Annotated in this window: 11 protein-coding genes; 10 read left to right on the forward strand and 1 reads right to left on the reverse strand. The window is 50.6% G+C overall.

From position 1 onward, the window contains the following. Positions 1–43 precede the first annotated feature (43 nt). Entirely contained in the window at positions 44–823 is a 780-nt protein-coding gene (locus tag ABWH99_RS05215; RefSeq protein ID WP_375585239.1) for a 2-keto-4-pentenoate hydratase, read from the forward strand. Positions 824–928: 105 nt separating this feature from the next. Further along, the gene (locus tag ABWH99_RS05220; protein WP_375585240.1) at positions 929–1300 is read left to right on the forward strand and encodes a hypothetical protein; all 372 of its coding nucleotides are present in this window, start codon (positions 929–931) and stop codon (positions 1298–1300) included. Between the two features lie 851 nt (positions 1301–2151). Here the strand turns inward: ABWH99_RS05220 and ABWH99_RS05225 are convergent. Further along, positions 2152–3666, reverse strand: a complete 1515-nt coding sequence (locus ABWH99_RS05225; RefSeq protein ID WP_375583274.1) for an IS1634 family transposase — start codon at positions 3664–3666, stop codon at positions 2152–2154. 536 nt (positions 3667–4202) lie between these two features. Here ABWH99_RS05225 and ABWH99_RS05230 point away from each other — a divergent pair. From ABWH99_RS05230 to ABWH99_RS05265, 8 genes are all read left to right on the forward strand, one after another. Then, positions 4203–6002, forward strand: a complete 1800-nt coding sequence (locus ABWH99_RS05230) for a tetratricopeptide repeat protein (protein WP_375585241.1) — start codon at positions 4203–4205, stop codon at positions 6000–6002. 95 nt (positions 6003–6097) lie between these two features. Further along, positions 6098–7129, forward strand: coding sequence for an NAD(P)-dependent alcohol dehydrogenase (locus ABWH99_RS05235; RefSeq protein WP_375585242.1), 1032 nt, complete (start codon positions 6098–6100; stop codon positions 7127–7129). Further along, positions 7126–7497 (forward strand): DUF6567 family protein, encoded by a 372-nt coding sequence (locus ABWH99_RS05240; RefSeq protein WP_375585243.1) that lies wholly within the window; start codon positions 7126–7128, stop codon positions 7495–7497. Before ABWH99_RS05235 ends, ABWH99_RS05240 begins: the two co-directional genes overlap by 4 nt. A gap of 22 nt (positions 7498–7519) precedes the next feature. Beyond that, positions 7520–8242 (forward strand): DUF4386 domain-containing protein, encoded by a 723-nt coding sequence (locus ABWH99_RS05245; protein WP_375585244.1) that lies wholly within the window; start codon positions 7520–7522, stop codon positions 8240–8242. A gap of 7 nt (positions 8243–8249) precedes the next feature. Continuing rightward, complete coding sequence (locus ABWH99_RS05250; RefSeq protein WP_375585245.1) at positions 8250–8921, forward strand: DUF4386 domain-containing protein; 672 nt, start codon at positions 8250–8252, stop codon at positions 8919–8921. Beyond that, the gene (locus ABWH99_RS05255; protein ID WP_375585246.1) at positions 8918–10351 is read left to right on the forward strand and encodes an amidohydrolase family protein; all 1434 of its coding nucleotides are present in this window, start codon (positions 8918–8920) and stop codon (positions 10349–10351) included. The genes ABWH99_RS05250 and ABWH99_RS05255 overlap by 4 nt, the downstream gene beginning before the upstream one ends. 214 nt (positions 10352–10565) lie before the next feature. Further along, the gene (locus ABWH99_RS05260) at positions 10566–11456 is read left to right on the forward strand and encodes a cation diffusion facilitator family transporter (protein ID WP_375585247.1); all 891 of its coding nucleotides are present in this window, start codon (positions 10566–10568) and stop codon (positions 11454–11456) included. Positions 11457–11748: 292 nt separating this feature from the next. Further along, positions 11749–12210, forward strand: coding sequence for a hypothetical protein (locus tag ABWH99_RS05265; RefSeq protein WP_375585248.1), 462 nt, complete (start codon positions 11749–11751; stop codon positions 12208–12210). The last annotated feature ends 60 nt before the right edge of the window (positions 12211–12270 follow it).

Below are 12270 nucleotides of genomic sequence, written 5' to 3' on the forward strand. Positions count from 1 at the left end.
TGGGTAATTGCTTTGCGGTAAAATAAAAAAAACGTATCTTCTCATGGAATACGAGGAAAGTATTGCGCGCTCGTTTTATGATTCCTTTTACGAAAAAAAATGGAAGGGAAGTAGTCGCGGTGTAACCCAACTTTCCATCGATCAAGCCTATCGTGTCCAAGAGCTGGTGACAAAAAAAAGAATTGCATCCGGCGAAAAGGCATGCGGATTCAAAGTCGGCTGTACCAGTGCTGCGATCCGGAAACAGTTTGGTTTGACCGAACCGATTTATGGGAGGATGTTTTACCCGCATGTCACCGAAAATAAGGAACTAGTTGACTGTAGTAACTACATTACCTGTGCCATAGAACCGGAGATGGTTCTAAAACTTGGAAAAGACCTCCAGGGTAAAAATCTTACAAATGCAGCACTCATTGAAGCAATAGCCTATGTGAGTCCAGGAATCGAACTTCATGAATTCAACTTCTGGATTACGCCTCCGACGATTCAGGAGCTAATCTGTTCCGGCGGCATTCATACAGGTCTACTTATCGGGAGCCAAAAAATAGCTCCTCAGAAGCTACGCTTTTATGAAGAGGCATTTAGCGTGTATAAAAACGAAAATTTAGTCGCGTCTGCCCCCGCAAGCGAAATTATGGGTGGGCCGCTACATTCACTGAGATGGCTGGTCAATTCATTGACCGAGAGAGGAACGTATTTGGCAAAAGGCAGTCTCGTTATTCCGGGTTCACCGGTCGAGTTGATCCCTATTACACAGCGTACAGAGGTAAGGATAGAAATCGATAGGGTAGGCAGTCTATCTACCTATTTTACAAAAGATTAAGCGTTGGCGCCAGATGGCATGAGTCCATCCGCCAGACAAATGCGAGCTTCTCCCGACAGGCGTTATGAAACCGGTCCCGGCAGCTCCTACCAAATATTGATGCAGATGAAAACGATAATTTACAGTTCCGGTATTCTAGGCGGCTTGTTGCTGATCATTGGTCTCATTGGATGGATTGCGGCTAATCCATTTGCCGATGCCCTGCTATTGGCAGGAGTACTGCTGGTATTCCTGGTTTGTGCCCCGCTAATCATCGTAGACCGCTACCGGCATGCCAGGAGAATTGATAGAATCATCCGCACCTACAAAGATAGCCCCGCAAAAGATGAGCGCATTTCCACTGAAAAAACCAAATTTAAAGGATGGAGCATGAATACTTCTCCGTTTCGGGAAAGGAAATCCGGTCTTACCTGGGGAGGGGGAAATGTAAAAGGCGCGAATGCAAACAGGGGGACCCGAAGAAAATTCTTAAAATAGCCCGACAGGCTTAACGGATCGAATACAGGCCCTTTTTCCTCCGACTGTGCCCCGAAAGTCAGCGAGTATGATCCGATCCATTGGCGATATAATGAGGGCATACCCGGAAAAGAAAAGACCGTTAGTGGGGGCTGATTTATCCGAAATGCCTCATTGGAGAATCGAAGTCCGTGTACAGGATGCGCACAGGTACGATTGATCTACTAACAAGTAGCGTAAATAGGGCTTCGGGGCTATTCCCTCACGCCCAATCATACTTTTCGAATCCAAACACGCCAAAACCGATAAAACCGATGATCGTTCAGGGAACACAATTACCGACCATTGACGAACTCATAGAAGTTTTGAAGCGCCGATTCCCCAATCACTCCGTTTACCTTTTTGACTCGAAACCTCAAAAAAGTATAATCGTACGAAAGTCTGCCTTGGTTGGCGTTCAGATAACGCTACCTGATCGGGAAATCCTCGTGGATGCCTGTTGCCCCACAATTTTGATGTCAGCGCTATTCGGTTTGTTGAGTGCTGGTTTCCCGCCCCATCATCAGTTCGAAAGGAAGGTTACTGCTTTCTTGAAACGGACCTACAATTGACGGCATGTGTGAGCCAGGCCTTTCGGCTAGTCTTTCCGGATTCAAATCTATCGGGTGTAAGCGTTGGCCTTTTACCTTGAGCCGGAACCGAGCTTGGGGTCGACCAACAGGTAGGAAGGGCATGGATCCGGCTGTTTTTTCCAGACCCGGTCCAGGCCGACCCGGTCCGACCGGTACCTTATCAAAAAAAATGTATACCTTAGATCACTTGTTCGCTACTTTCAACCGTAGCTCCTGTTTTGTGCAACGCATGACCCAAGATTAAATTTCCAAATTTAATAACCATTCCTGCTCGTTCGTAGGCTTTAGGATTTTGGTTTTAGTCTCTTTTGATTTTGGTAAGGTATAGCTCAGCTGCTTTATTTCCTTGATCTCGTTTATGGCTTTTTCGGGAGATAGTCTGATTTGGTTAATAATGATAAGCCTTTCGAGTTCTTTATATACCGTGTAAGCTGCAAAACAAATACAAATGTGGGCCTCTATCCGGTTTCTGAGCCTGTGATAAACCGGTCGGATTCTTAGGTCTGTCTTTGATATTCTAAAGGCTTTTTCTATTTGCCATAGCTGTGAATATTGGCCAATAATCTCCTCCCTGCTGAGCAGAGTGTTGGTTATATATCCTTTCAGCCCATCCCAGATTTTATCGGCATTATATTTCTGATAATCAATGTTCACGCTGGCTTCTCCTTCCAATCTAAGGTATTTGTTGTACCCTCGGTTGTTGATGTGTTGCTTGCTGATCTTTCCGGTTTTTACTTTCGATTCCAGTCTTTTCAGCCCCTTTTCCCGGTTTTTTTCATCCTTTTTAGCCCTTCCTGCTGAATAGCTGACAATCAACCTCCCGTTTTTTGATTTTATTTCTTGTGGCCTGCCTTCGGCTACCTGAAGGGCAATTACTTGCTGTTTTATGACTTCCGTCTCATTTTTCACTCTTCCTCCCAGTATGTATTGGTAACCATGTTCTTGCAAAGCATCAATATTGGCTTGGGATAACAGGGCCGCATCTGCAACTACTATGGGTGTGGCGATATCAAACTTCTTTTGAAAGTTCTGGAGTACAGGTATTAAAGTTTTTGTCTCCGATGTGTTCCCCTCAAAGATTTGATAGCCGATGGGATAGCCATTGTTACTGACCAAAAGTCCGATCATGATCTGGGGATGCTGATGCTTGCCGTCCTTGTTGAAACCCGGAATCCGGTAATCATCGGGCTCTGAGGCCTCAAAGTAAAGGGTAGTCATGTCATAAAAGACGACTCCGATACGACCATCCAAAAGCTTTTTGGTGTAGTTAAAAGTTGTTTTCTCGATAATAGGTTTCAGACTTTGATCCACCTGGTCAAGAAAACGATAAATAGAATAGACACTGACATCTACTTTTAGATGTTTCTTAAAGTACTCAACGGTCTTTAGCTTGCTTCCAGGATAAACCAACCGACACAAAACGAGATTTTTAAAATAATCGAGTGACCCGCCCTGCGGGAAGCCTATTTTTTGGTATATCCTGCCTAAAACAAGTTCTGCTCCAACCTTCTGCAAATGGTCGTTTGAGAGGCTTTCTACAAAACTTTCTACTACCAGATCATCATGTTCAACAAACAGCGCAGAAACACCTTTCAAACGTTCAATTTCATTGTTAGCAAGCAATAAAAGCAGTTCTTCTTCCCTCTTGGTGTGGGCAATGCCCACCGTTTTGATCAATTTGTTTTTCCGCTTAACCTTTCGGACAATCTGAATGCTTACCGAACCACTTCTATTCTTGTTCTTTCTAACAAACATAGGCTAAAAATAGCCCCGCATGACCCAAAATTCAAATCTAAAAATCGTAAATAACTGAAAATCAATAGATATAAAAAAGAGCGATCACGTCGCGCACAAAACAGGAAGTCTGCCTTGGTTGGCGTTCAGATAACGCTACCTGATCGGGAAATCCTCGTGGATGCCTGTTGCCCCACAATTTTGATGTCAGCGCTATTCGGTTTGTTGAGTGCTGGTTTCCCGCCCCATCATCAGTTCGAAAGGAAGGTTACTGCTTTCTTGAAACGGACCTACAATTGACGGCATGTGTGAGCCAGGCCTTTCGGCTAGTCTTTCCGGATTCAAATCTATCGGGTGTAAGCGTTGGCCTTTTACCTTGAGCCGGAACCGAGCTTGGGGTCGACCAACAGGTAGGAAGGGCATGGATCCGGCTGTTTTTTCCAGACCCGGTCCAGGCCGACCCGGTCCGACCGGTACCTTATCAAAAAAAATGTATACCTTAGATCACTTGTTCGCTACTTTCAACCGTAGCTCTGCCAGCGCCACAAGACCGAACGATGACAAACCCAAAATCCATTGCCGTGTTGCCATTTGTCAACACAAGCCCCGGAAAGGAAAACGAGTTTTTCTGCGATGGCATCACGGAAGAAATCATCAATGCACTGGCCAAAATAGAGCAACTGAAAGTCACCTCACGAACTTCCAGCTTTTTCTTTAAGGGGAAAAATCGTCCGGTGGCAGAAATTGGGCGGGAATTGGGGGTGGCGAACCTGCTCGAAGGCAGTTTGCGGGTGAGTGGAGATCGCTTACGCATCACTGCCCAGTTGATCAACGTATCGGACGATTCCCATTTTTGGTCCGAAAGATGGGATCGGAAGTTAGAAGACCTTTTTGCCATTCAGGATGAAATCAGTCTTCGGATTGCGGATAAGCTTCGGGAACAATTTGGGCACCTGGACATTGCCGATCAGCTGGTACAGGCGCCCACTGGAAAGGTGGAGGCCTACCGACATTACCTAAAGGGTAAATCGCTTTTTAATCGCTGGAACCCCGAAGACACCCATCAGGCCATTGGGTATTTTGAAAAGGCCCTTCAGATGGACCCCGACCTGATCGACGCGCACACCGGTCTGGCCGATGCGTACAGCTTTTTGGCGGTGGCAGGCTTCGCCCCACGGGAGCTCGCCTGGAACAAGGCGATGGAATCCCTGCGGCGTGCCAGCGAAATCGATCCCCAAAACGCAGCACTCAATTACATGCTTGCCAATCAGTCCTTTTTTACCGAGGCCGACTTTGCCGGTGCCATGCGCTTTGCACAACAGGCCATCGCCAGCAAACCGACCTATGCCGAGGGCCACCAATTTCTGGCGTTTTTGTTCATGCTGAAGGATGATTTGAAAAAGGCCGGAGAACATTTGAACTATGCCCGCTCCATCGACCCGCTAAATCCCGAAACGAAATTTTACCAGGCCTATTACTTGTACCGCTCCCAGGCATTTGCCGAAGCAGCGTGTTTGTTGGAAGAACTGTTGGCAGCCAACGCGAAAAACCTGCCGGCTCTCATCACCTTGATTTATGTGCTGCTGAAAAGCGGTGCATACGATCGGGCAGAGGCATTGATTGTGGACCGAAACCCGGACGGAATCATGCCAGATGAGAAATTGGGACTGACCTGCCTGCTTCGCATCATGCAGGGAGCCACAGAGAAGTATCCGGCCTTGCTGGCCGAATTGGAAACCAATGCCTCTGTAGACAGCTCCTTTCAGGCACATGCCTATTTGTTTTTGGTGTACTGTACGCTTCGTCAGGAAGATCAGGCGTTTTCCGTTCTGGAAAAACTATTCCAAAAGCAGTCGTCCATTCTCTTACTTGCCTTTGCCGATCCTCTGGCCGAGTACCTGCGGGGCAGCTCCCGTTTTGAGGCCTATCGGCAGCGGATTTATACCGATATCGAGCCTACGCCTCCTTCGGCGAAGCGGAATAGTTCGGAACTCAGTGAATCGGAGGCAGACCATTGTCTTCGGAAATTGGCTGATTTCATGGCTGCCGAAAGCCCCTTTTTGGACCCCTCCCTTTCCCTTCGCTCCCTGGCCAGCCAATTGGAAATGCATCCCAACCAGCTTTCCTGGCTACTGAACGAAAAGAAAGGCAGGAATTTCAATGCCTTCGTCAATGGGTTTCGCGTGGCGCACTTTCAAAAACTGCTGGCCGATCCCGGCAATGCAAACATTTCGCTGATCGGCCTGGCCTACGAAAGTGGCTTCAATTCCAAAACGGTTTTCAATACCGTATTCAAAAAAGAGACCGGCATGACCCCCAGGGAATTTCAGAAAAACAGCGGTTTATCGGACGAATGAGTTCCGGATTATAATTCCGAACCCCTTTTTTATTTTTCCGAACTTCTGTGCGGCTTCCAGGGACCATCTTTGTTCCGAAACAACGAGGAACTGTCATGAACAAAGAAAAAATGCAAGCCATCAGGGTCAGGAAATACGGCCCGGCTTCCGTTCTGGAGGTAACACGGGTGGCCAGACCTCAGCCCGCAGCGGACGAAGTATTGGTGAAAGTCATCACTTCTTCGGCTACCACCGCAGATGCGATGATGCGTACCGGCAAGCCCTGGTTTGGCCGTATCTTTCTGGGCCTGCGGAAGCCCAAGAGCCCCATACCGGGAACCGGATTTGCAGGGTACGTGGTAGAAACGGGCAGCCAGGTTCGAAATTTTCGGATTGGGGATTGGGTTCTTGGCGAAACAACGCTTGGATTTGGTGCCAATGCCGAGTACCTGTGTCTCAAAGCGAAGGGTGTACTCCTGCCCCTTCCGGAAACACTGGGGTTTTCCGAGGCGGCCACCTTCTGCGACGGACACCTGACGTCCTACAATTACCTGAAGCGAATCGCTCGGGTAAAGCCGGGAGATCAGGTTCTGATCAACGGCGCCTCCGGAAGCCTGGGTACGGCCGCTGTACAGATTGCCCGGCACCTCGGCGCAGAAGTCACGGGGGTATGCAGCGGCAAGAACGCAGGCCTGGTAAAATCCCTGGGTGCCCGTCGTGTGCTGGACTACACAAAGGAAGATTTTACACGCGGTGACAACCGCTACGACCTCATCTTCGATACCCTGGGCAAACGCTCCTTTACCGAATGCAAACGAGTATTGAAAAAACAAGGCACCTACTATTCCCCGGTACTCAAATTCTCGCTGCTGGCTCAAATGCTGTTTACCCGGTTCTTTTCGTCCAAAAAAGCCGTCTTTGCAGCGACCGGTTTGCTTTCCGAAGATCAGCTTCGCATGCTCTTGGCGGAGGTGCTGGAGCTGCAGCAAGCGGGCAAGCTACGGACCGTAATCGACCGGCAATACCCGCTGGCAAGGCTTTCCGAAGCACACCAATACATCGACTCCGGTCACAAAAAAGGAAACATCATTATCATCAATTCGGAGGATTTTACCTCCATTTCCACACAAAAACAACTAGGAACATGAAAAACGTAAAAAATGCAATCATTGCCCTGACACTTGTCATCGGGCTGGGATCTTGTGGGGTCAATCAGGCCTGGATTTTAAACCAAAACCAGAACAGTACGGAAGTACACCTGGGCAGTAATAATTTCGAAGTGATCGGCCAGGTCAGCGGCGCGGCATCGGTAGACTACGTATTGATTTTCGGAGGAACGAATCGCACCCGTCTCTACAACGAAGCCTATGCGGCCATGCTCAAGGAGGCAGATTTGACATCAGGTAGCCGTACCATTACCAATGTACTTACCGAAGAACATGTGGGCGGGGTACCTCCCTTTTACTACAAGCGCACCCTGACCGTGAGTGGGACGGTGGTGGAATTCACCCAATAAACGTGGATACGGATATTTCGCTATGAATCCACTAGATGAACGATCGGAAAGAAAGGCGTACATGAGGCAAACGGGCCTCATGTACCTTTTGGTAATCGTTTTGGCTGGCTTCAGCCAAGGGTACATCCGGAGTAGTTTGATCGTTCCGGATGATGCGGTGGCCACCTCCCTGAATATCTCGGGAGAGGAAGGCCTGTTTCGCCTGGGATTGGTATTCGATCTGCTGGCTTTTTTATTGGATGCGATCATTTCGATCTTGTTGTTCAAGTTGTTTCGTGCCTATGGGCAGACGCTGGCGCTGACGGCAATGGTGTTGCGGCTACTGGCTCATCCGGCGATAGGTAGCTTGAATCTTCTTAATCATTACCTGGCCTTACAGACCGCTCTGGCACCGGATTTCCTCACAGGATTTGACGCACCGCAACTTCAATCGATGAGCCTACTCTTTATGGAGGCCCACCGGGTAGGTTACCTGATCGCCGGGGCGTTTTTTGGCCTTCACTGTCTGCTTCTGGGTCTCCTGCTGTACCGATCTTCCCTGCCCGGCTGGTTGGGGCTCCTGATGATGTTGGCAGGCATTGGTTACGAAATGGAATCGCTTGGCAATTTTCTAGCTCCCGGTAACGAAATCTGGCTGGCCGCCCTGGTGGGAGTGACGGCCATCCTGGGAGAAGTCACGCTTACCGGGTATTTGTTGAAAAAAGGGTTTTTTACCAGTACATTGAAAGCGGATGAATCGAACTAAACGAAATATGGCCCTTTTATCCGGGCTATCACTGATCGCCATGGCCCTGGCAGCGGGCTTCGCCTACGGGCATGTATACGGGGGTCTGATCGATTCAGGCAGTCCGGAGGGAACCTATCGCAACCTGCAGTCTTCGGCTTTGCTATTCCGCTACGGAATTGGGGCCTGGGGAGCGATTGTGTTGTTGGACCTGCTGGTAGCAGGCAGCTTGCATGGATTTCTGAGGGAAGTCCATCCCCGCCTTTCGTCGCTCACTGCCCTGATCCGGGTGGTGTATGCGTTCGTATTGCTGGCGGCAGTTGCCCATTTGGTGGAGGCGCTCGCCCTTATGGAAACAGCTGCCCCTCCTGCCGAAGTACTGCGGGCGCTGCAGCGTTTTGAAACGGTTTGGTCCCAAGGATTGATCCTGTTTGGGTTTCACCTGCTCGGGCTGGGTTACCTAACCCTCCGCGCGCGGTTCGTGCCCTCTTTTTTTGGGGGGTTATTGCTGGTGGCAGGTACTTGCTATACCGGTATTCACCTGGGCAGAACGGTCTTTCCCAGCCATGCGGAGTCTATTTCAATGATGGAAACGGTGGCGAGCGTACCCATGGCGCTTTCCGAGATTGGCTTTGCCTTTTGGCTGCTTTACCGAGGTGTCGGTCGGCGTTTTTCTCAACCAGTTGCCAGCCTGTCATGAAACGAGTCAAAAGAGTAAGCTGGATCGCGTTTGGGTTGCTGCAGGTCGTTTTACTGACGCTGCTGGCGGCGATCCTGCTGGAGCAACGCAGCCTTTCCTACCTGAAAACAGCGGAGCATCCCGCCTGGCAGCAGCGCGATTACCTCATCAAAAACGTACAAATCGTACCCATGACGTCCGATGCGGTAGTCACCGACCAACGGGTGCTGGTCCGGGAGGGGCAGATCGCCGCGATCGCTCCCGATCTGGAAGCGCCCGGGATCCCGGTTATCGACGGGGAACAGGGGTACCTGATGCCCGGCATGACGGACATGCACGTGCACGTCTGGGATGCCCAGGAATTGGGATTGTACCTGGCCAACGGGATAACCTCTGTCCGAAACCTTTGGGGGCAGCCCATGCACCTGCGCCTGAAGGAATCCATAAGGCAGGGCGAATTGCTGGCGCCGGACTTCTATACCTCCGGCCCAAAGCTGACCGGGCCCGATTACGCGGGAGACGATAACCTGCAGCTTGTTTCTGTAGCGCAGGCCCGGGAAAAGGTGGCAAGCTACAAGGCCCGGGGCTATGATTTTATCAAAACCTACAATGGATTGACGCCGGAGCTTTTTGAGGCCATTTTGGAGGAGTGCCGAATGCAGGAGTTGGACATCGCCGCCCATCCCTCGGCGGCCCTTCCCTATGCGGCACACCTGCGGGACGAGATTGTCAGCGTGGAACATACCGAAGACATCGTGCAGCAGGCCCTGAACTACCAATTGGATACCGCCGGTTTGGATCGGGTAGTGGCGGACTACGCCTCCTTTCCCTCAGCCGCACACTGTCCCACGCTGGTTGTGTATTACAATATTTACCGCCTGCTGACCGAAGCACGGATACTGGAGGCCCCCGAACTGAATTTCATGAATCCACTCATCCGGATGGTGGACAGCGAGGCCCAGTACCAACGTTGGGCAGGGGCAGCAAGGGGCGATTCCCTGCTGGCAGGCAAGATTTTGGCGCAGCACCGCTTTCACCTGCTTGCCGTTCGCAAATTGCAGGAGGCGGGTGTCAACCTGGTCGCCGGTACCGATGCCGGCATTGGCATCACTCCGGCCGGCGTTTCGATGCATCAGGAGCTGGCCTTTTACCGGGAAGCCGGCCTGAGTGCTTTTGAGGCGCTACAAACCGCCACCGTCAATCCGGCAAAAACCCATGACTTTCTGGCCAATACCGGCACGGTAGAGGTGGGCAAGAAGGCCAACCTGGTATTGGTGGAAGGCAATCCGCTAAAAGATCCAAACACGCTTCGGAAACCGCTGGGGGTTTGGGTAGGCGGGCGCCACATTTCCCGGGAACAGTTGGAGGGCTTTACCGATCGTGCCCGGAACCGAAAGAACCTGTTACCCTCGGTCCTGCGCTACGGGGAGTATTTGCTGCGGGAACGGTGAGCCCGGCGATTGTGTTTTGGGAAAGAGGCAGCGCAGCCAAAACCTACACCGGTTCCTTCCTGTGCGGATAGGCTTCGTACGGGTATTTATGGTCTAGCCTTCGCAGGGGACCACTATGCCCGGGGCGACCGGGACCTGTTTTTACAGGGAGTGATTGCTGCCGTGCCAACACCAGAGGGGTGCTAGAAGGATTTCAACCAGAGAAAAGTAAGCAATGGCCCATTCACACGAACCAACCGGGGGCACAAAAAACCTGAAAATCGCCTTTTTTATAAACCTTGGATTTACCTGTCTGGAAATTGCCGGTGGATTTCTTACCAATAGCATAGCCATTGTTTCGGATGCCTTGCACGATTTCGGAGACTCCCTTTCCCTGGGGCTGGCATGGTATCTCGAAACTAAGGCCTCGCGAAAAGGAGCAACGGATACCTTTAGCTTTGGGTATGCGCGCTTTCGCTTGCTGGGAGCATTGGTAAATGCGCTGGTGTTGATCGGTGGTTCGGTGTACATCCTCCTTGAAGCGGTGGGAAGGCTGCAGCATCCCGAGCCGGTACAGTCCTTGTGGATGATGGGGATAGCGGTGATTGGTCTGGCTGCCAACGGCTATGCCGCATGGAGAACCCGGGGAGCAAGCTCCTTAAACGAAAAGGTCATTAGCTGGCATTTGCTCGAGGATGTGTTGGGCTGGCTGGCCGTGCTGATTGTCTCCGTTGTCCTGCAATTTAGGGATTGGTATTTTCTTGATCCCGCGCTGTCAATCGGCGTCACCCTTTTTATCTTGTATGGAGTGGGTCGCAGGTTATGGGACACGCTTTATTTGCTGCTGCAGGGCGTTCCTCCAAAAATCGACCTGGAAGAGATCCGGTCAAAACTTAAGGCCCTGCCGCATGTGCAGTCGATTCATCACATGCATGTATGGTCCCTCGACGGTACCCGCCATGTATTCACGACCCATCTTGTATTGGAGAATATTTCAGAATACGGCAAAGTAGATCAGGTAAGACAGCGCGCACTGGAGGCTTTGAAGGGCTACGATTTTCATCACCATACCCTACAGCTGGAATTGGATTCCAATACCTGTGAACTGTACAGGGATACGACCTGATTGCTTCCTGGCAGCTGCTCCTTGTCCTGCTACCGGAATCCGCTACGGGTTGCTGTTCTTCTTGCGAATGCAGGGATTACCCGGAGATGGCGCATCGAATTCTGTTCGAAACCGGTCGTTCTATTGGGTTGAAAATCCGAAAAAAGCAACCGAGGGAGTTGGGAAGGAGCACTTTTGGGAGCAAATGCATACCCCATTCACGAAAAACCGGGGTAGGCGACCGCTTCAGGTTTGAGCACAGGCTGTTCGCCTGTTGCAACCTGCGCTTCCCCGAATTTTACGAGAGAAAACCATGGAAATTAAAGCCCTTAAAAAACGAACCGCCATTGCCGAAAACAGGAAAACCCATGCGGCGTACACTCGCCTCGATAAACTGCTGTTGGCATTGCGTGCAAAGGAATTGCCCGATGAAACCATCGTTGAAATAAACGATGAAATTGATCGGATGAACGCGGTGTCGGACACCGGTCGGACCTGGCAAAAAGCAAGTAAAAAACTTCAAATTTACCTCATCCAGCGAATGGAACAGAAACACCACCTGGTCCCGAAAAACCATTACCGCAATAAGTGGTTGGCACTTGGAATGGTCTTATTCGGGCTGCCCATGGGGGTTACATTGGGATCCAGCCTTGGCAACCTGGCTTTTTTAGCGATCGGACTCCCCATCGGAATGGTCATCGGGATGGCCATCGGCGCCGGGATGGATAAGAAGGCAGAAGAAGAAGGCAGGCAATTCGAATTCGATAGGGAATAAACCGTCAGCTGCTGCTCTTTGCTGCGGCCGGCAGGATGCGGGCCACCAAAAGCGCCATTC

The organism is Cyclobacterium xiamenense, from assembly GCF_042140265.1.
Taxonomy (GTDB): domain Bacteria; phylum Bacteroidota; class Bacteroidia; order Cytophagales; family Cyclobacteriaceae; genus Cyclobacterium; species Cyclobacterium xiamenense_A.